This window comes from Paenarthrobacter sp. NPDC089988, assembly GCF_044748465.1.
Lineage (GTDB): Bacteria > Actinomycetota > Actinomycetes > Actinomycetales > Micrococcaceae > Arthrobacter.
In genome coordinates, this window is the sequence record NZ_JBIVGD010000012.1 from 50,398 (window position 1) to 69,920 (window position 19,523).

Consider the following 19,523-nt stretch of genomic DNA (forward strand, 5'->3'; position numbering starts at 1 on the left):
GTGAGTCCTCATCTCGGCAGCGGGGGATGGTTGGGTGTTGCCGCTGTTACCAATGTTACTGATGTTATCAATGATGCAGTTGTTATCAATGGTGCAAGTGTGATCAAAGTGAATCTCTCACACTTATTCCATCGGCACAACAATTCCTCCCGATTGACGAAATCAAGCAAGAAAGCCGTGGGAGGCTGAAACAGGAATGCCCTCGCCCCTAAAGCATTCGGCTAGGCGGGAGGTGGGGCGTCATGGCACCCTTGATCCGTGAGTAATCTTGAAAACCTTGTAACCGACTGGCTGCCCCTGCCCGATGTCGCCGAGTTGTTGGATGTCACCATCACAAAAGTCCACGGACTGCTCGACGAGCGCGCGCTTGTGGCCGTCAGGCGGGGTGAGCGGAATATCCGTTCCATCCCGGCACTGTTTATCCAGGATGGACACGTCGTGGACAGCCTCAAGGGGACCGTTGCCGTCCTCAGCGATGCAGGCTACAGCGACGAGGAATTGATCGTCTGGCTGTTCACGCCGGATGAGTCCCTGCGCGGCCGTCCCATTGATGCACTGCGTGAAGGACGAAAGACGGAAATCAGGCGCAGGGCCCAGTCCCTGGCCTGGTAGCAGGTCCAAAAAAAGGAATCGACGGCGGTGCCACACCGCCGTCGATTCCCTTTAAGTAGCTTGCCTGATGGATCAGGCCGCGCGGCTAACGGCCGCCTCGGCCAGCTGGCGGAGCGCTGAAAGCGGCAATTCAGCCAGAGGAAGCTGTTCGAGCGCCGCGAATGCCTTGTCACTGAGTTTCGCAATGAGTGACTCGGTGGCGTCCAAGGCACCGCATTCGACAATAATGTGACGGATGCGGTCAACTTCCTCCGCGCTGAGATCCTGTTTGCCCAGGAGTTGGTCTACGTGGGCCGCATCTACAGCGGATGCCATATTGATGGCGAATCCCACCAGGACCGTACGTTTGCCTTCGCGGAGGTCGTCGCCGGCAGGTTTGCCAGTGGTTTCCGGATCACCGAACACGCCCAGGACATCGTCACGCATTTGGAAGGCCTCGCCCAGTGGCAAGGCGAAAGCCGAATAGCCCTTGAGTAATTCCGCGGGTGCGCCGGCAAGGGCACCGCCCAGCGCCAGGGGATGCTCTGTTGAATACTTGGCCGACTTGTAGCGGATGATCGACTTGGCCCGATCCACTGATCCCGCGCGCTCCCGGACCGGACCGGCTACTTCCTCCAGGATGTCCAGGTACTGTCCGGCCATTACTTCGGCCCGCATGAGGTTGAAGATGGCCCGGGCCTGGGTACCGGCTGCCGCCCTGGGGCCGATCCGGGTAAACGATTCTTCACTGAAGGAGAGGCAAAGGTCTCCGGTCAGGATGGCGGCTGCATGGCCGAACCGTTCGTTGTCCAGGGCCCAGCCGTTGACCTCGTGCAGCTGGCTGAATCGTTTATGCACACTGGGGCCACCGCGGCGGGTGTCTGAACGGTCGATGATGTCGTCGTGGATCAAGGCGGCAGCCTGGAAGAGCTCCAAGGCGCAGCCTGCCGTCAGGATGTCCTGATGGTTTTCGGCGCCGCCGGCCCCCCGCCAACCCCAGTAGCACATGAGGGCACGCAGCCGCTTGCCGCCCGTGACCAGGCTCGAAATCGAGCCCAGCAGGGGCTCCACGTCGGGGGATACCCTCGCCATGATGTCCTGCTGTGAGGACAGGAAGGCTTCAAGATGGTCCGCGACGCCAAGGACGAACCGGGACTGCTCCGCCTGGAGCTGTTCCACATGCGCGGTCACTTGACGGAACCGGCCGCCACGTTGGCGCCGATGGTAAAGGTGGAGACGCCTTCCTTCTGGCGGACAGAAAGATTAACTGTTTCGCCGTCACCCCGGATGAAGTCGATCGAGGTGACGTTGCCTACCGCTCCGGATCCGGGAACCTCTTTGAAGCCCTGGGCCTCCAAGGATGCCTTGTAGTAGTCAACCACGCCCTCCGGCGGAGCCTTGACGGTTCCGACCAAGGCCACCGTGGCCGGGGACGCAGTCTTGTCGAAGCTGCTGGAACGGACGGACGTTTTTGGCATCACGGGAATCAGTTGCTGGGGGAAGCCTTCAACCAACGCTCCGACGGTGGCAGTGGCGCTGGGGGCAGCCGAGGCCGAACTGCTGGCAGCGGCGGTGGTGCTCGCTGAAGGCGTGGAGGACGCGGGGGCCGCTGAGGTGGCAGGGCCTGAGGACGACGGAGCAGCGGTTCCTTGGGGAGCAGGAGTGCAGGCGGAAACCGCCAGGGCCACGGTGACTGCGATCAGGGCAAATCCTCGCACGTGGGCAGTTCCAGGGAGCTTCACAGGGGTATCCTTCCGTTGGCTGACGCCGGGGCGTGCCTCCAGTTTAGTCAGTGGCGGGGCATAGTATTGCCGTTGTGAGGCAGGATGCAGTTGGCGGCGGCGCGGAAACGGACCAGGGGTCGGCCCGAAGTGCCGCGGACGCCCTGCGCGAACTTCGGCGCACCAGCATCCTGCATGTGGACATGGATGCCTTTTTTGTTTCGGTGGAGCTTCGGAGCCGGCCGGACCTGCGGGGCAAGCCGGTGATTGTCGGTTTCCCGGCCGAACGCTCCGTAGTCCTCTCCGCGTCCTATGAGGCCCGGGCAACGGGAGTGAAGTCGGCGATGCCCATGGCCATAGCCATGAGGATGTGCCCGGCCGCCGTCATCATTCCGCCCCGCCATAAGCTGTACTACGAGGTTTCCGGGCAGATCATGGACATCTTCGCGTCCATCACGGATCTCGTCGAGCCGTTGAGCGTGGATGAGGCCTTCCTTGATGTGGGAGGGGCCATCCGTCGATTGGGTCCGCCGCTGGAGATCGGGCACCTGATCCGGCGTCGGGTACATTCGGAACTCGGCATCACTGCATCGGTGGGAATTGCCGGGACAAAATTCGTGGCCAAGATCGCATCGACGCGCTGCAAGCCGGACGGCATCCTGAAGATCGATGCCGCGGACACTGTGGCCTACCTGCACAGTTTGCCGGTGAATGCGTTGTGGGGCGTCGGCGGAAAAACCGCGGAGGTCCTGGCGCGTCTCGGAATCCGAACGGTGGCCGACGTCGCCGCTACTCCGCGAGCATCACTCAAGAAGGTCCTGGGGGCCAGCGGTGAACATGTGCATCGGCTGTCCATGGGCGTGGACCCCCGCCCGGTGACGCCTACCCGACTTGAAAAAAGCATCGGTGCCGAGGAGACGTTCACCACGGACACGGCGGATCCTTCACTGCTGAACAGGGAGTTGCTCAGGTTGTCGCACCGGGTCGCCGGACGTCTGCGGGGCGCCGGAATGCTGACACGTACGGTGGCCTTGAAACTGCGTTATTCGGATTTCTCCACTGTGACCCGCAGCAGGACCGTGCAGACTCCCATGGACAGCGCCCAGCTCATTTACCAGGTGGCTGTCCAACTCCTGGACTCGCTGGGGCCACGTCCGTTGAGTGTCAGGCTGGTGGGCGTCCGCGCGGAGCAGTTGGAGGCTGCCGGCCAAACGTCCGTGCAGCTAAGCCTTGACCGCCGGGACGACAATTGGCGGGCGGCCGAGCAAGCGCTGGACCGGGTTGCCGAGCGGTTTGGTTCCAAGACTCTGCTTCCGGCACGGTTGCTGGAGCCCGGCAAGCCTCCCGAGGCCCCCTGAGTCGCGGCTTCGGGCTCCACTCAAGGGGTTTGCCCGTCTTTCAGAACGGCGCTGGACAAACTATCCTAATGAGTACAGATATTTAGATCGTCTGGACTGCTGTTTCCTGAGCTATCGGCCCCGGGAAGCCTGCTTATCCTTGCAGGAATTCATGGGAACCAATTCTCGGATCCGTTCGTTCTGGAAACAGACGCAAAGGCCGCGGTCCGTCCAGACGCTGGCTGACTTAAGGAGGTCGCGATGCCCCTCTCGGAGCACGAACAGAAGCTGCTGGAGCAACTCGAGAAGCAGCTTCACGAGGACGATCCGAAGTTTGCCAACACCATGGGCTCTGATCCCATTCGCAGTTGGTCAACCCGTCACGTCATCATCGGTGTGTTGGGTGCAATTGCGGGCATCCTTCTTTTGCTCGTCGGAGTCTCACTCCAGCAGATATTCGTTGGCGTCCTCGGTTTTGTGGTGATGGGCGCGGGCGTCTACTTCGCAACCCTGCGTGGAGCCGCCTTCGGTAAGGGACGCAAGGGCAAGCCCGGCAAGGCCAAGTCCAAGAGTTCCTTCATGAGCAACCTGGAAGAGCGTTGGGACGAGCGTCGCCGCGACGACAATTGAAAGTTCTGGCGTGAATTGACGTCCGGCACTGCTCGCCGGTCCTTCCCAAGCCAAGAGTTTGACGTGTGGCGCCCCTGAAAGGAGCGCCACAACAGCGTCTGCCATAAGACCCGAACCGGGTCTTTTCGTGTTTAAGGGGCATGGGGATTCCAAGGGGCGGGGGGTAGCTGAGGCCCTCCACTTTCCACCCCTTTCCGGATTTCCCTCCATTTCCCTCCCGGCGGGCTGCTCCCTGGCGCGATTCCGCCCGCAGGGCCTGTCCGACGTAGGACAAGGGGAGGCGAATCCGCCGCGGCTTCCCTGAACCCTCCACTTCCCACCACGCCCTGAATTCCGCGTCATTCCGGCTTTCTGGAATCTCAAAGTGGTGGAGAAACGCCGCGGCGTGCGTTGACTGTGGTGCGTTGTGGAGTAAAGTGGAGCGCATAAGAGGGTAATGGCAGGGCTGGGTATGTGCGGGCACCTTGATTGAGGGGCGGTGGGCCGGTGTTTCTGGGCACCCATTCGCCGCGTCTCGATGAGAAGGGCCGGATCATACTTCCCGCCAAGTTCCGCGAGGAACTGGCTGAGGGCTTGGTACTCACAAGGGGCCAGGAGCGCTGCATTTACGTCTTCAGCCAGAAAGAATTCGAACGCATTCACGAGTCGATGCGGGAGGCTCCACTGTCCTCCAAGCAGGCACGCGATTACATCCGGGTTTTCCTGTCTGGAGCCTCTGATGAGGTACCTGACAAGCAGGGGCGCGTAACGATTCCGCCGGCGCTCCGGTCTTACGCAGGGCTCGGCAGGGAACTGGCAGTCATCGGCGCCGGTACCCGCGCGGAGATCTGGGATGCCGAAGCTTGGGAGGAGTACCTCGCCGAGAAGGAAGCCGCCTTCTCGGAGACCGACGATGACAATCTGCCCGGGTTTTTCTAGCCGGACAGGACAGGCAGTACCGGTTCTTGGATGGGATCTCCAGCCGCCCATCGATCCGTTTTCCTGGCTCACCTTCCCCGGAGCCAGGCCGGCGGGGCGATAGGCGCGGATGGGGATCCGGTTCAAGAACCACCAGCAGGGCCAATGAGGAAAGAGGAGGCAGCGTGGAGGAGCAAGACGCGGCAAAGCCCACATCGGAACGCCACGTACCCGTCCTTAAAGACCGCTGCATCAATCTCCTCGCTCCAGGCTTCGAGGCTGCCCGAAAGCGCGGCCAAACGCCCGTGGCCATCGACGCAACGCTGGGCATGGGCGGACACTCCGAGGCCATGCTGCAGAGATTCCCGGACCTGCACCTCGTGGGTATTGACCGCGACGAGGAAGCGCTGGCGTTGGCAGGCGCGCGCTTGGAGCCTTTCGCAGGGCGGACCGACCTGGTCCACGCCGTGTATGACGAGATCGAGGAGGTCCTGGCAGACCTCGGGATCGACGAGGTACATGGCATCCTGATGGACCTGGGTGTGTCCTCACTGCAGCTCGATGAGCGCGAACGTGGCTTCGCGTACTCCTACGATGCCCCGCTGGACATGCGGATGGACACGAGCCGCGGACAGACGGCTGCCGACGTGGTCAATGAGTACAGCGAAGAAGAGTTGGTGCGGATCATCCGCAAGTGGGGTGAAGAGAAGTTCGCCGGCCGTATCGCCAACAGGATTGTCAACGCCCGTGCGCAGAAGCCGTTCGCTACCACGGGGGAACTCGTGGAGCAGATCCGGGCCGTGGTTCCCGCCGCCGCCGCAAAGAGCGGTGGGCATCCTGCCAAGCGCACGTTCCAGGCCCTGCGGATCGAAGTCAATGAGGAATTGGACGTCCTTGAACGCGCGGTCCCTGCCGCCGTGGCTTCCACGGCCCTGGGTGGCCGGGTGGTGGTCATGTCCTACCACTCCCTGGAAGACAAGATCGTCAAGTCGGTCTTCCAGGCAGGATCCAAGTCTTCGGCACCCTTGGGCTTCCCCGTTGAGCTGGAAGAACACAAGCCCGAGTTGAAGACACTGACCAAAGGCACCGAGGTGCCAACCGCAGAAGAAATTGCCGAGAACCCACGCGCGGCGTCAGCCCGGTTGCGGGCCGTGGAGCGCATCAAGCCAAGGAGAGCCGTATGAGCAACGCCGCAGCGAAGTCATTGCCCTCCACGGTGGGCAACACGGCCCGGGCACTTCCGTTTCCGGCCGGAAAGCCTGGGGAGGAGCGCAAGCAGCGGACGCCGCTTTCGGTGGTACGCGACGCGCCCCGGAAACGTCGGACACCCGTTGTTGTGCTTTGCCTGGTTGCCTTGGCGGCTGCCCTTTTGACCGTGCTTGTACTGAACATTTCCGTGTCCACCGCCCAGTACCGCTTGGTGCAGTTGAAGGCTGAGGCCGCAACGCTCACCAAGGAAAACCAGGATCTGACACAGAAGAAGCAGAACTACGAGGCTCCCCAGAATCTGGCAGCGAAAGCGGCAGAATTGGGGATGGTACAATCCACCGTCAAGGGCCAGATTGATGTCAACACCATGACGGTCACCGGAAAGGCAACGCCGGCCGTAAAGGGAGACAATCCCTCGGCCCTCATTGCCCCTCCGGCGATTGCCGGACAGCTCGACGTGGTTCCGTCGGTGACAACCAAGGATCCGCTGGAGAACCTCAAGCCGGCAACTCCCGCAGCCGCGGAAAATCCGGCGCAGTCAACAACACCGGCCGCACCGGCAACCGCAACGGCTCCGCCGGCTGAACTGCACGGAGGGTCCGTCCCGGCTCCCCAACAGAAGACACCAGGGCAGTAAGCAAACCGACCACTGAGCCAAGGCCAGCAGCAAGGAATCAACGTGGCGCAAAACCCCGGCAAATCGAAAAAGAGGAAAGTGCCGGCGGCGAGGAAACGCCTGCGGGTAGGTTTGGGCATCATGCTCACCTTGCTGCTGGTGGTGGGCGGAAAGCTGTTCATGGTCCAGGGCCTGGACGTGGGCGGTATGGCCGAGGCTGCCCTCGCCAACCGGCTGACGCCCCAGGTGCTGCCTGCAGAGCGCGGGAAGATCGTCGATGCCAACGGGACTGTACTGGCCAGCAGTGTCATACGGTACAACATCGTGGTGGACCAGGTCCTGAACACGGCAACCACTGAGTTCAAGAGGTACAACCAGCAGACCGAGGCCGTAGAGACGATCTCCCGGGACCAGGGAATCACGGAATTGGCCACCTTGCTTGGCACCGATGCCGCCAAGGTCCGTGAATCGGTGACGGGCGACAAAAAATATTTCGTTGTTGCCAAGGACGTCAAGCCCGAACTCGAGGACAGGATCTCCAAGCTTCACATTCCGGGTGTTGCCGCGGAAGGCGTCAGCAAACGCGTGTACCCCAACGGAAGCGTCGCCGGTGGGGTGGTGGGCTTCCTCCAGGACGGGACCACGGGCCAGGCCGGCATCGAGCAGACCCAGGACGAGGTGCTGCGGGGCACGGAAGGCAAGCGGGTCTTTGAGATCGGCGCTGACGGCCTGCGCATCCCGGTTGCCACGGACGAATTGACACCCGCGGTGGATGGCAGCGACGTCAAGCTGACCATCAACACGGACATCCAGTACTTCGCCCAGCAGGCCATCCAGGGCCAGGTCAACAAGCTCAATGCCGAGTGGGGCGTGATTGTGGTGATGGACACCAAGACCGGCAACCTGATCGCCCTGGCGGACACGAATGCGCCGGATCCCAACGACCCCGGCAAGGTGGATGCCAAGGACCGCGGCGTGCGCGCCGTGACGGCGGCCTACGAGCCGGGCTCGGTGGAGAAGATGATTACGGCGGCGGCCGTGATCGAGGAAGGCAAATCCAGTCCGTTGGACCACTTCACCATCCCGCCTTCCTACACGATTGATGGACAACAGTTCACGGACGCTTTCGAACACGGCACCGAGGAACGGACGCTGGCCGGCATCCTCGGCTGGTCCATGAATACCGGCACCGTGATGGCCGGCAGCAGGCTAAGCAAGGAACAGAGGTACGACTGGCTGAAGAAGTTCGGCATCGGTGAACAAACGGATATCGGCCTGCCTGCCGAGGCCACGGGCATCCTTGCCAAACCGGAGCAGTGGGACGATCGCCAGCAGTACACCGTGCTCTTCGGCCAGGGCGTCTCGCAATCGACGCTCCAAACGGTTCGCGCATACCAAAGCATCGCCAACAACGGCGTCATGCTGCAGCCACGGCTCATTGACAGCTACATCAGCCCGGACGGAGTGGAACAGAAGGTTCCCGCCAAGGACACACGGCAAGTCGTGAGCAAGGAAACGGCGCAACAGGTCCGGGACATCCTCGAGAGCGCAGTCACAGAGGGCCAGATCAAGGACGCAGCGATCGATGGCTACCGCGTGGGAGCCAAAACAGGTACGTCGCAGGCGCCGCGCGAGGACGGATTGCCGGGCTTCGATGGCTACACGGCCTCGATGGTGGGCATGGCTCCCATGGATGACCCGCGGTTCATCGTGGAGGTTGTCCTCCAGCGCCCCAAGGGAAGCATCTACGGCATCACCAACGGGCCGGTCTTCCGCTCGGTCATGTCGCAGGTGCTGAGGACCTACAACGTGGCTCCGTCCACGGGAACACCCGCGCACTTGCCGCAGTTCGTCAAGTAAGCTTCTTGGGCGCCTGTTTCGGCCCTAAGTTTCGATCCAGCACGACCGGTCCGGTGCCCTTGGCAGCCCGCCGGTCGTTCCACTGAGCACCAATGGAGAACCACGTGTCAGAGCAAAATGAGGCAGCTTCCACCGCCACGCCGCAGGCCGGGTCCGCGTTCCGCCCCGCATCCGTTGCTTCCGTTCCCCTCGAGGTCATTGCCGAAGCTCTTGGGATCACGGCACCCGAGGCCACCGAGGGTGGGGGAGTGACGGGCATTTCCCTGAACTCCCGTACGATCGAAGCGGGAGACCTGTACATGGCCCTCCCGGGGGCCAGCCGCCACGGTGCCGACTTCGTGGACCAGGCGGTTCAAGCCGGGGCGGTCGCGGTGGTGACGGACGACGCCGGTGCGCGCCAACTCGCGCTGGCGGGCGAGCTGCCCGTTCCCGTCCTGGTGGTCCACCAGCCGAGGGCCGTCGTCGGACGCCTGGCCGCCCTGATTTACCGCAGCCAGCCGGACGAGGGCGGGCACCCCACCCTGTTCGGCGTCACGGGCACCAACGGCAAGACCACCACGACGTATTTCATCAACTCGTTGCTGCGGGCTTTGGGCAAGGTCCCGGGCCTCATTGGAACCATCGAGATCCTGGCGGGCGGGGAACCCATCCCCAGCCTCCTGACCACGCCGGAGTCCACGGACGTGCACGGGCTGCTTTCCCTCATGCGTGAAAAAGGCCTCGACGCCGCTTCCATGGAGGTCTCGTCGCATGCCATCTCCTACCAGCGGGTGGATGGCGTGATGTTTGACGTGGCGGGCTTCACCAACCTCACCCAGGACCACCTGGACCTCCACGGCAGCATGGAGGAATATTTCCGGACCAAAGCCGAGTTGTTTACCGCGGCACGCGCGCGCCAAGCCGTGGTGACGGTGGACGACGCGTGGGGCCGCAGGCTCGCGGAGTTGGCGGACATACCGGTCACCACCCTCGCGGCGGCTTCGGACGACTTCGACGCCGATTGGCGCGTCGCGTCCGTGACTGCCCGTGGGTTGGGGAGCGACTTCGAGCTTCGCCACCGCGACGGCCGTGCCCTGCGGGTCCACACCGGGCTCCCTGGCGATTTCAACGTGGCCAACGCGGCCCTTGCCACGGCCATGGTGGCCGCTTCCGGAGTGGACACGGAAACCCTCCAAAAGGCCCTGGACCAGCATGATCCGCTGACAGTCGCGGTACCGGGCCGTATGCAGTTGGTGGCAACGGAGCCCGCTTCCGTCGTCGATTTTGCCCACAACCCCGATGCTTTGGCACGTGCCCTGAAGGCAGTACGGTCAGCGGAAGAAGGGTCACGGGTGATCGTGGTGTTTGGAGCCACAGGACAACGAGACCAGGGCAAGCGCCCCACCATGGGTGCCATTGCGGCACAACTCGCTGACATCGTGATCATCAGCGACGACGATCCCCACGACGAAGACCCCGCCGCCATCCGCGCCGAGGTCCTTGCCGGCGCCAAGGCAGCACGGGACAAAGAGGGCCTGAGCTGCGAAATCGTCGAATCCTACCCCCGCGACACCGCCATCCGGCTGGCAGTGGACCTGGCCACGGCCCGGGACACCATCCTCGTCGCAGGCCGGGGACACGAGGTCTGGCAAGAGGTCAAGGGGGTCAACCTGGCGCTCGACGACAGGGTGGAACTGCGGAACGCCTTGACATCCAAGGGATTCAGCGTTTCATCGGACCAGCGGATAGAGTCCTAAACCGAGATGATTGCATTTACTGCGGCGGAGATCGCCGACATCACCCATGGCCGCTTGACCGGAAGCGGGGACATTGTGCCCTCTTCCGTGGTCACCGATTCGAGGGAAGCAACCCAGGGTTCGCTCTATGTTGCCAAGCCCGGAGAGTACGCAGACGGCCATGACTTCGTCAACGCGGCGTTTGAGCGCGGCGCCGTCCTGGTCCTGGGCGAACGCGAAGTCACCGGACCCGACGGCAAGCCGCATCCCGCCGTCGTGGTTGACGATGCCGTGCTCGCCATGGGCGCGTTGGCTGCCGAAGCTGTCCGCCGCATCCGGGCCGAACGCGCCGGGCGCGGTGAGGACTTCACGGTCATCGGAATCACCGGATCAGCTGGAAAAACCACCACCAAGGACCTCCTGGCCGGCATCCTGTCCCAGGCCGGGCCCACGGTAGCTCCGCAAGGTTCCTACAACGGAGAGGTGGGCGTTCCGCTCACTGTCTTCACCGCAACGGCGGACACCCGGTTCCTGGTTATCGAGATGGGGGCCACGGGCCTGGGCCACATCAAGTACCTCGCTGACATGGTCAAGCCGGACATCGGGGTGGTGCTCGTAGTCGGCACCGCCCACGCCGGCGAGTTCGGCGGCGTCGAAAACATCGCCAAGACCAAGGGGGAACTTGTCGAGGCGCTTGGCGAGAACGGCACTGCCGTCATCAACCTCGACGACGGCCGCGTGGCCGCCATGCGTTCACGGACCAAAGCCCACGTCCTCGGATTCACCTCCTCGCCGGCCACCACTGAAGAAGTGGAAGCCCGCAACGTGGTGGTGAATTCCGGGGGCCACCCGGACTTCCAGCTGGTACTGCCCGACGGCGGTCCGGCCGTCGAGGTGCGGAGCAAGCTCATCGGTGGCCACCACATCACCAACCTCCTCGCCGCTGCGTCCGCGGCATTCGCGGCGGGCATTCCGGCCGCCGACATTGCGGCGTCACTCAGCACCCAGTCGGCTGCCAGCCGGTGGCGGATGGAGCGGACGGAACGTCCCGATGGTGTCACCATCATCAACGACGCCTACAACGCCAACCCGGAGTCCATGCGTGCCGCCCTGCGGACGCTCGCTGACTTGGGCCAAGGACGCCGTACCTGGGCGGTCCTGGGTGCCATGCTCGAGCTGGGGGAGGACTCCATCCGCGAGCACACAGCGGTGGGCACGCAGGTAGTCCGGCTGAACATCTCGCGTCTGGTGGTGGTAGGCCGCGAAGCCCGCGCCCTGTACGTCTCCGCCATCCAGGAAGGCTCCTGGGGAGACGAATGCTCGTTCACGGAAACCGCGGATGAAGCCTACGAGCTGCTGCAACGGGAACTCCAACCCGGCGACCTCGTCCTGTTCAAGTCCTCCAACGGCGTTGGGCTGCGGCACTTGGGCGATCGGATAGCATTACCCCCACGGGCCGAGCCCACCGGGGAAGACGCGGCAAGCAAGGCCGCAAGCGAAGGGAACGAGCTGCTGTGATTGCACTTTTGATCGGCGCCGGCGTCGCCCTTTTGGTGGCCCTCATAGGCACGCCCCTGTTCATCCGCTTCCTCGTGGCCAAGAGCTATGGCCAGTTCATCCGCGACGACGGACCCACCTCGCACCATACGAAGCGGGGTACGCCCACCATGGGTGGGACCGTGGTGGTGGCGGCCGTCCTGGTGAGCTACTTCGTCACGCACCTGATCATGTGGTTGATGAACCCCCGGTCACCGGGACCGTCCGCTTCGGGATTGCTTCTGTTGTTCCTCATGGTGGGCATGGGTTTCGTGGGATTCCTGGACGACTTCATCAAGATCTCCAATAAACGCAGCCTCGGACTGAACGCCCGTGCCAAGCTGATCCTGCAGGCCGCCGTCGGCATCATCTTCGCGATCCTGGTGCTTCAGTTCCCGAACGAAGACGGGCTCCGGCCGGCCTCCACCCAGATTTCCCTGGTGCGTGACATCCCCTGGCTGGACCTTGCCTTCGCGGGCTCGGTGGTGGGCGCAATCCTCTTCATCATCTGGTCCAACCTGATCATCACTGCCGCTACCAACGGCGTGAACCTCACCGACGGGCTGGATGGACTCGCTGCGGGCGCGTCCATCATGGTCTTTGGTGCCTACACCATCATGGGTATCTGGCAGAACAACCAGGCCTGCGGGTCCCCCCGGGAAGCCGGCAGCGGGTGCTACCAGGTGCGCGACCCCATGGACCTCGCCCTCCTTGCCGCGATCCTCAGTGCGGCACTGGTGGGTTTCCTCTGGTGGAACACCTCGCCCGCCAAGATCTTCATGGGGGACACCGGCTCGCTTGCGATCGGTGGTGCCGTAGCCGGCTTCGCCATCCTCTCCCGCACGGAATTGCTCCTGGCTTTCATTGGCGGCCTCTTCGTGCTGATCACGCTGTCCGTGATCATCCAGGTGGGTTTCTTCAGGTTGTCCGGCGGCAAGCGCGTCTTCAAGATGGCACCGCTGCAACATCACTTTGAACTCAAGGGCTGGGCGGAAGTGACGGTGGTGGTCAGGTTCTGGATCCTGGCCGGCCTGTTCGTCGCTGCTGGCCTGGGTATTTTCTACGCTGAATGGGTGGTGCTGCTGTGAACCACAGCCCCGAAACAACGCAATCGGTCAACGAGAGGCTCAAGGACCTCACCACCTGGGATTCGGCCTGGAGCGGGCTTCGCGTCGTGGTTACCGGCATCGGCGTTTCAGGATTCGCCGCTGCGGATACGCTGATTGAACTCGGTGCCCGGGTGGTTGTGGTGGATGCCGCCACTTCGGCGAAAGCCAAGGCACAGGCCGACACCCTGAAGATCGTGGGGGCTGTGGACGTGCTCCTCGGCGAAGACGCAGTCAGCGTCCTGCCGTTGATCGACGGTGAAAAACCAGAGCTCGTCGTTACCTCCCCGGGATGGCGCCCGGACCAAGCATTGTTGGCTGCAGCCAAACGCAAACACATCGCAGTCTGGGGCGATGTGGAACTGGCGTGGCGCCTCCGGGTGCGCGAGGGCCGGAAAACGGCGGACTGGCTGGCGATCACGGGAACCAACGGCAAAACCACCACGGTGGGAATGACCGAGTCCATGCTGCAGGCCGCTGGGCTCAAGGCCATTGCAGTGGGGAACGTAGGCACGCCAATCCTGGACGCCCTGCGCGATCCCGTGGAGTACGACGCCTTTGCCGTGGAACTCTCCAGTTTCCAGCTGCACTGGAGCCACTCCCTCTCACCTGTGGCCAGTGTCTGCCTCAACGTCGCCGAGGACCATGTGGATTGGCATGGTTCATACGAGTCCTACCTTGCGGACAAGGCCAAGGTGTATGAGAACACCCGGATAGCCGCCATCTACAACGCCGAGCAAATCGAAACCGAGCGCATGGTGGAGAACGCCGACGTCGTGGAGGGGTGCCGGGCGGTTGCCTTCACCACCAACACGCCGTCCATCAGCATGGTGGGCGTAGTGGAGGGCCTTCTCGTGGACCGGGCCTTCATCCCGGAACGGAAGGACTCGGCCGCGGAACTCGCTGCCATGTCCGACCTAGGGCCTGTGGCTCCGCGCCACATGGTGGCCAATGCGTTGGCAGCTGCCGCGCTGGTCCGTGCTTACGGTGTTGAGCCGTCCGCGGTCAAGCAAGGCTTGATGAACTTCCTGCCTGGCGCGCACCGGATCCAGGCCGTTGCCAAACACAACGATGTCCTGTGGATCAACGACTCCAAAGCCACCAACCCCCATGCCGCTGCCGCGGCCCTCTCCGCTTTCAACAACGTGGTCTGGATTGCCGGAGGCCTGTCCAAGGGGGTCAACTACGACGACCTCGTGAAGGAACAGGCGTCCCGCCTTAAGGCCGTCGTTCTGATTGGCACGGACACAGAGGCATTGGAAGGCTCCCTCCGGCGACACGCACCCGATGTCCCCGTAATAGCGCAACCGAAGAGCGAAACTGAAAAGGTGGAGACCGCAGCCGCCTCACCGATTTTTGGTGAGACCATCATGGCCCAAGCCGTGGCGTCGGCAGCGGTTGTGGCACAGCCGGGGGACACCGTCCTCATGGCACCCGCCGCAGCCTCCATGGATCAGTTCTCTTCCTACGCTCACCGTGGCGATGCTTTCATCCAGGCAGTCCGCGAGCTCGTGGAAGGGCAGGCACAGACCACCGAGGAGTAACAATGGTCAGCACGCCCACCCGTAGCCGCGGCGACGCCGGCGGTACCGGGAAAGCCAAGACCCCAAGGGCTCCCGGCCAACAGCCCACGGGACTCCGCGGACACCTCCGGAAATTCTGGGAGGGCCTGGAAGGCAAGAGCAAGGCCCCCAACAGCTCCACCTACTACCTCATCCTTGGCTGCGCCATGGCGTTGACGGCAATCGGAGTGATGATGGTGTTGTCGGCCTCCAGTGTCGAAGCCATCTCGGAAGGCAAGTCGCCGTACGCCGACGCCCTGAAGCAGGCGATGTTCGGCGTCGTCGGGCTGGTGGCCATGTACGTCATTTCCCGGACCAACGTGAGCTGGATGAAGAAGCTGTCGTGGTGGGGACTCGGCGCTGTCGTGGTCCTGCTGATCGCTGTCCAGGTCTTCGGGCGCAACACCCTGGGTAACCAAAACTGGCTGGACGTCGGTGGGATCAGCATCCAGCCCTCGGAAATTTCCAAACTCGTGCTGTGCGTGTGGATCGCAGCGGTTCTGGCCCGCAAGGAAAACTACCTGGACCGCTGGCTGCACGTCATCATCCCGGTTGTTCCTGGGGCGGGCCTTGTTCTTGGCTTGATCCTCATCGGCAACGACCTCGGCACGGCGATAGTGGTCATGGCCATCATCGCGGCTGGACTCTACTTCGGCGGCGTTCCCGGCAGGATGCTGGCGATCGCGGGCGCCGTCGGTGCCATCGGCGCCACCGCGATGACCGTGATCAGCCCCAACCGCATGTGCCGCGTGACAGCCTGGCTGGGAGTCGCGGGTGACTCCTGTACGGCGGACTCGGACTTCAGCTACCAATCCACCAACGGCATGTACGGACTGGCACAAGGCAGTTGGACCGGGTTGGGCCTGGGCCAGAGCCGGCAGAAGTACAACTGGCTCCCCGAAGCCCACAACGACTTTATTTTCGCCATCATCGGCGAAGAACTGGGGCTGGTGGGGACCATTGTGGTGCTGGTGCTTTTCGCCATCCTGGGCATCGCGATTTTCCGCGTGGTGGTCCGCCAGACCGACCCGTTCCAGCGCACGCTCGCAGGCGGCATCATGGTGTGGCTGCTCGGCCAGGCCAGCATGAACATGGCGGTGGTCACGCAGCTGCTTCCGGTGATCGGTGTCCCTCTGCCGTTCATCTCTGCCGGCGGCTCGGCGCTGGTCATGTCCCTGTGCGGCGTCGGCGTAGTGTTGTCCTTGGCCCGCGGCCAGTTGCCCCCGCAGCAGAGGCCGCGCCTCCTGCCACGACGAACACCCAAACCCGCACGAAAGCGTACCCGCACTTCATGACTCCTGACTCGCCCCGGTCCAGCAGGCCGCTGTCCGTCGTTCTCGCCGGTGGCGGTACCGCCGGACACATCAGTCCGCTCCTTGCCATTGCGGACGCAATCAAGGCCAAACGCCAGGACGCGGAGATCCTGGCGGTAGGTACGCCGTCGGGCATGGAAACCAGGCTGATCCCGGCCGCGGGTTACGAGCTCGCCACCATTGACCGGGTGCCGTTTCCCCGCCGCCCGTCCCTGGACTTGCTGAAGCTGCCCGGGCGGTTGTCCGGTGCCGTCAAACAGGCCGGCAAAATCCTCGACGACGCGAAGGCGGACGTGCTTGTGGGCGTCGGTGGCTACGTGTGCACACCCATGTACCTGGCCGCCCGCAAACGCCGCATCCCGATCGTGATCCACGAGGCCAACATGAAAGCCGGGCTGGCCAACCGGGTCGGTGCCCGTTTCAGCGACCATGTGGCCGTGGCGTTCGCCGGAACCAAGCTGCGCGGCGCCCGCCACGTGGGCATGCCCATGCGCCGGGCCATTTCAGACTTGGACCGCGCCTCGGCAGCCCCTGCCGCCAAGGCATTGCTCGGCCTGGATGCCGACCGGCCGGCACTCATCGTTACTGGTGGATCGTCGGGCGCGGCCAGTATCAACCGTTCCGTCGCGGCCGCCCTCCCCGCATTTGCCGCTGCAGGAATCCAGACGCTGCACATCACCGGAACAGGGAAGGCCATCCACAACGCCGACGGCGGCCTGCTCACCGCCGAGGGGTACCGGCAAGTCGAGTACGTGGATGGGATGGAGAAAGTCTACGCCGCCGCCGACGTGCTCCTGGCGCGGGCCGGGGCCGCGACCGTCAGCGAAGTGGCTGCGGTGGGAGTACCCGCTGTCTTTGTTCCCTTGCCGATCGGCAACGGGGAGCAGGCGTTGAACGCCGCGGCTTTGGTGGAGGCAGGCGGTGCGCTCCTCGTCGAGGACAAAGCACTGACTCCCCACTGGTTGGAGACGCGGCTGGTGCCTCTGCTGTCTGACCGGCAGCGCTTGGAAACCATGGCCCGGACCTCTGAGCACCTTGGTATTAGAAACGCCGATCAGCGCATGGCTGATCTTGTCCTGGAAGCGGTAGCCGCATGACCCACTCTGTCCACGCACTCGAGTCCCTTGGCCGTGTCCATTTCATCGGGATAGGCGGGGTGGGCATGTCTGCCGTGGCCCGGATCATGGTGGCCAGCGGCGTGCCCGTGAGTGGCAGCGATGCCAAGGACCTCCCGGTCATGCATGACCTTGCGGCAGCGGGCGTACGCATCAACGTCGGCTACGAGGCCGTTCACCTGGGTGATGCCCAAACAGTCGTAGCCGGCTCCGCAATCCGCGACGACAACCCGGAGCTCGCCGCTGCCCGGCAGGCAGGCCTTCCCGTCCTCCACCGTTCGGAAGCGCTGGCTGCCGCCATGGCAGGCCACAAGGTAGTGACCGTCGCCGGCACGCATGGTAAGTCGACAACCACATCCATGGTGGCCGTGCTGCTGAAGGAAGCTGGTTTCGACCCAACATTTGCCATCGGCGCGAATGTGCCTTCCCTCGGGGTCAACGCCGCGCGTGGTGCTTCGGACATCTTCGTGGCCGAGGCCGACGAATCGGATGGTTCCTTCCTGAACTACCGCCCCCTGGTCGCCGTCGTGACCAACGTCGAGGCGGACCATTTGGACCACTACGGGACGGCGGAGGCCGTCTTCGCTTCGTTTGACGCCTTTGCCGCGCTTTTGCCGCCGGAAGGCCTCCTGCTGGCGTGCGCCGACGATGTCGGCGCCAGGGCACTTGCCGAACGTACCGCCGCCAGCGGAACCACCCGGGTACTCACGTATGGAACCGCGGACGACGCCGGTATCCGCCTTAAAGACGACGGAACCGGAAACGTTTCGATCGCCGTCGACGGTGCCAGCCACGCAGTGCACCTGCAGGTGCCTGGCCGGCACAACGCCCTGAACGCGGCCGCAGCTTTTGGTGTTGCGCTCGAACTGGGCGTGGACCCGGCGGCTGCTGCCGCCGCCCTGCGACACTTTACGGGTGCCTCGCGGCGCTTCGAATTCAAAGGAGAGGGCAGGGGAGTGCGGGTCTACGATGACTACGCACACCACCCGACCGAGGTCCGAGCGGCCTTGTCGGCTGCAAGGTCCGTAGCCGGTAACCACAAAGTGCATGTCCTCTTCCAGCCGCACCTGTTCTCCAGGACCCGGGAATTCGCCGCCGAGTTTGCCGGAGCCCTGGACCTGGCGGACACCGCCCTGGTGCTCGACATCTACCCTGCCCGCGAAGATCCGATTCCCGGTGTGACGAGCGCGCTCATCGCGGACAAGCTCTCGAGCGGCCGCCTGGTGGCGGCTGCCGATGCCGTCTCTGCCCTCGTTTCGGGCGCGGGGGACGGGGATGTTGTCCTGACAGTGGGGGCGGGGGACGTTACCGCCTACGGACCCGCGATCGTGGAGGCGCTGGATGGCTAGCACGCGCAGGCCAACCTTCAAGCCCGGCGGTGACCCGGGATCCCCGGCTACCGGGCAGCAGGGCCCGGGCGTCATCAGTGCCGAGCGCGCCGTGGAGCCTGCGGTGAACGCTTCCACCGGAAAAGCCGCGCCGGCCACGAAGGCATCCCGGAAAGGCAAGGCTGTTCGGAGCGGCAAGCGCACCGACAAAGCGCCCAACCGGGCGTCCGACCAGACGACTGAGCCGGGAAACGTCATTGCCTTTCCGGAACCGAAGCGCCGGCGGGTCAGGCGCCACGTCCTCTGGACCCTTGTGGGGGTCCTGGCCATTGTTGCCTTGGTGGTTGGGGGCGCCGTCTTCTCGCCGGCCTTGGCAGTCCGGACCATCACGGTGGACGGGACCAAGCTCCTGACGCCGGATGCGGTTCGGACTGCGCTGGCCAAGGTCCAGGGCAAACCGCTTCCCCAGGTCACCGAGCAGGAAGTGGGCGAACTGCTCAAGCCGTTGGTGCAGGTGCGTTCGGCCACCATCGAGGCCCGGCCCCCGTCCGAACTCCTGGTGCACGTGGAAGAGCGTGTACCGGTGGCCCTGTTGAAGCAAGGGGAATCTTTCGTCATGGTCGACGTGGATGGCGTGCAGCTCGGAGCCACGCAGGACCAGTCGGCCGTCGCGCTGCCGCTGATCGATGCGGGTGCCGGGGCTGGCAACACGGCGCTCTTCAAGTCGATCGCTGCCGTCCTGAACACTTTGCCGGCTGACGTGCTGGCCAAAATGTCCACGGCATCGGCTGCTTCGCCGGACGCGGTGGAGCTAAAATTGGTGGACGGAAAGACGGTAGTGTGGGGCAATGACGAGGACAGGGAACTGAAGGCGAAGGCGCTTGAGGCTTTGTTGAAGATGCCGCCCGATCCCAAGGTGCCCGTGAGCGTCTATGACGTCAGCGTGCCGCGGCATCCGTTCACGAAATAGCTGTTTCACAAGGTAAC

General features: G+C 63.8%; 17 protein-coding genes. 15 read left to right on the plus strand and 2 right to left on the minus strand.

Annotated features, from left to right (window positions below; translation table 11 throughout):
- Nucleotides 1-258: 258 nt before the first annotated feature.
- The gene (locus ACIPV6_RS14890) at nucleotides 259-612 is read left to right on the plus strand and encodes an Rv2175c family DNA-binding protein (RefSeq protein WP_400271615.1); all 354 of its coding nucleotides are present in this window, start codon (nucleotides 259-261) and stop codon (nucleotides 610-612) included.
- A 72-nt stretch (nucleotides 613-684) separates the two neighbouring features.
- On the opposite strand, the gene ACIPV6_RS14895 is transcribed toward ACIPV6_RS14890, so the two are convergent.
- Nucleotides 685-1,770 (minus strand): polyprenyl synthetase family protein, encoded by a 1,086-nt coding sequence (locus ACIPV6_RS14895; protein WP_400271616.1) that lies wholly within the window; start codon nucleotides 1,768-1,770, stop codon nucleotides 685-687.
- Between the two features lie 8 nt (nucleotides 1,771-1,778).
- Nucleotides 1,779-2,333 (minus strand): hypothetical protein, encoded by a 555-nt coding sequence (locus ACIPV6_RS14900; protein ID WP_400271617.1) that lies wholly within the window; start codon nucleotides 2,331-2,333, stop codon nucleotides 1,779-1,781.
- Nucleotides 2,334-2,407: 74 nt separating this feature from the next.
- Between ACIPV6_RS14900 and dinB the strand changes: the two genes are divergently transcribed.
- From dinB to ACIPV6_RS14970, 14 genes are all read left to right on the plus strand, one after another.
- Nucleotides 2,408-3,670 carry a DNA polymerase IV gene (dinB, locus tag ACIPV6_RS14905; RefSeq protein WP_400271618.1) on the plus strand — a complete coding sequence of 421 codons (1,263 nt, stop codon included), beginning with the start codon at nucleotides 2,408-2,410 and terminating at the stop codon, nucleotides 3,668-3,670.
- 240 nt (nucleotides 3,671-3,910) lie between these two features.
- Nucleotides 3,911-4,279, plus strand: coding sequence for a DUF3040 domain-containing protein (locus ACIPV6_RS14910; RefSeq protein WP_400271619.1), 369 nt, complete (start codon nucleotides 3,911-3,913; stop codon nucleotides 4,277-4,279).
- Between the two features lie 486 nt (nucleotides 4,280-4,765).
- Nucleotides 4,766-5,197: a division/cell wall cluster transcriptional repressor MraZ gene (gene mraZ / locus ACIPV6_RS14915; RefSeq protein ID WP_397322897.1), complete on the plus strand. Its 432-nt coding sequence runs from the start codon at nucleotides 4,766-4,768 to the stop codon at nucleotides 5,195-5,197.
- Between the two features lie 164 nt (nucleotides 5,198-5,361).
- Nucleotides 5,362-6,360, plus strand: a complete 999-nt coding sequence (rsmH, locus tag ACIPV6_RS14920; RefSeq protein WP_400271620.1) for a 16S rRNA (cytosine(1402)-N(4))-methyltransferase RsmH — start codon at nucleotides 5,362-5,364, stop codon at nucleotides 6,358-6,360.
- Nucleotides 6,357-7,022 carry a hypothetical protein gene (locus ACIPV6_RS14925; RefSeq protein WP_400271621.1) on the plus strand — a complete coding sequence of 222 codons (666 nt, stop codon included), beginning with the start codon at nucleotides 6,357-6,359 and terminating at the stop codon, nucleotides 7,020-7,022. The genes rsmH and ACIPV6_RS14925 overlap by 4 nt, the downstream gene beginning before the upstream one ends.
- A gap of 42 nt (nucleotides 7,023-7,064) precedes the next feature.
- The gene (locus ACIPV6_RS14930) at nucleotides 7,065-8,861 is read left to right on the plus strand and encodes a peptidoglycan D,D-transpeptidase FtsI family protein (protein ID WP_400271622.1); all 1,797 of its coding nucleotides are present in this window, start codon (nucleotides 7,065-7,067) and stop codon (nucleotides 8,859-8,861) included.
- A 104-nt stretch (nucleotides 8,862-8,965) separates the two neighbouring features.
- Nucleotides 8,966-10,597 (plus strand): UDP-N-acetylmuramoyl-L-alanyl-D-glutamate--2,6-diaminopimelate ligase, encoded by a 1,632-nt coding sequence (locus ACIPV6_RS14935; RefSeq protein WP_400271623.1) that lies wholly within the window; start codon nucleotides 8,966-8,968, stop codon nucleotides 10,595-10,597.
- Between the two features lie 6 nt (nucleotides 10,598-10,603).
- Nucleotides 10,604-12,094: a UDP-N-acetylmuramoyl-tripeptide--D-alanyl-D-alanine ligase gene (gene murF / locus ACIPV6_RS14940; protein WP_400271624.1), complete on the plus strand. Its 1,491-nt coding sequence runs from the start codon at nucleotides 10,604-10,606 to the stop codon at nucleotides 12,092-12,094.
- Nucleotides 12,091-13,200, plus strand: coding sequence for a phospho-N-acetylmuramoyl-pentapeptide-transferase (gene mraY / locus ACIPV6_RS14945; protein ID WP_400271625.1), 1,110 nt, complete (start codon nucleotides 12,091-12,093; stop codon nucleotides 13,198-13,200). Before murF ends, mraY begins: the two co-directional genes overlap by 4 nt.
- The gene (gene murD, locus ACIPV6_RS14950; protein ID WP_400271626.1) at nucleotides 13,182-14,762 is read left to right on the plus strand and encodes a UDP-N-acetylmuramoyl-L-alanine--D-glutamate ligase; all 1,581 of its coding nucleotides are present in this window, start codon (nucleotides 13,182-13,184) and stop codon (nucleotides 14,760-14,762) included. Before mraY ends, murD begins: the two co-directional genes overlap by 19 nt.
- 2 nt (nucleotides 14,763-14,764) lie before the next feature.
- Nucleotides 14,765-16,075, plus strand: a complete 1,311-nt coding sequence (ftsW, locus tag ACIPV6_RS14955) for a putative lipid II flippase FtsW (protein WP_400271627.1) — start codon at nucleotides 14,765-14,767, stop codon at nucleotides 16,073-16,075.
- Nucleotides 16,072-17,190, plus strand: coding sequence for an undecaprenyldiphospho-muramoylpentapeptide beta-N-acetylglucosaminyltransferase (gene murG / locus ACIPV6_RS14960; protein ID WP_400271628.1), 1,119 nt, complete (start codon nucleotides 16,072-16,074; stop codon nucleotides 17,188-17,190). Before ftsW ends, murG begins: the two co-directional genes overlap by 4 nt.
- Nucleotides 17,187-18,557, plus strand: a complete 1,371-nt coding sequence (murC, locus tag ACIPV6_RS14965; protein ID WP_400271629.1) for a UDP-N-acetylmuramate--L-alanine ligase — start codon at nucleotides 17,187-17,189, stop codon at nucleotides 18,555-18,557. Before murG ends, murC begins: the two co-directional genes overlap by 4 nt.
- Nucleotides 18,550-19,506: an FtsQ-type POTRA domain-containing protein gene (locus ACIPV6_RS14970; RefSeq protein WP_400271630.1), complete on the plus strand. Its 957-nt coding sequence runs from the start codon at nucleotides 18,550-18,552 to the stop codon at nucleotides 19,504-19,506. Before murC ends, ACIPV6_RS14970 begins: the two co-directional genes overlap by 8 nt.
- The last annotated feature ends 17 nt before the right edge of the window (nucleotides 19,507-19,523 follow it).

Bases quoted from the DNA above. Each gene is read 5' to 3' on its own strand.
- ACIPV6_RS14910 (WP_400271619.1), top strand. From the start codon at position 3,911: ATGCCCCTCTCGGAGCACGAACAGAAGCTGCTGGAGCAACTCGAGAAG.
- ACIPV6_RS14925 (WP_400271621.1), top strand. From the start codon at position 6,357: ATGAGCAACGCCGCAGCGAAGTCATTGCCCTCCACGGTGGGCAACACG.
- murF (WP_400271624.1), top strand. From the start codon at position 10,604: ATGATTGCATTTACTGCGGCGGAGATCGCCGACATCACCCATGGCCGC.
- murD (WP_400271626.1), top strand. From the start codon at position 13,182: ATGGGTGGTGCTGCTGTGAACCACAGCCCCGAAACAACGCAATCGGTC.
- ftsW (WP_400271627.1), top strand. From the start codon at position 14,765: ATGGTCAGCACGCCCACCCGTAGCCGCGGCGACGCCGGCGGTACCGGG.
- murG (WP_400271628.1), top strand. From the start codon at position 16,072: ATGACTCCTGACTCGCCCCGGTCCAGCAGGCCGCTGTCCGTCGTTCTC.
- murC (WP_400271629.1), top strand. From the start codon at position 17,187: ATGACCCACTCTGTCCACGCACTCGAGTCCCTTGGCCGTGTCCATTTC.
- ACIPV6_RS14970 (WP_400271630.1), top strand. From the start codon at position 18,550: ATGGCTAGCACGCGCAGGCCAACCTTCAAGCCCGGCGGTGACCCGGGA.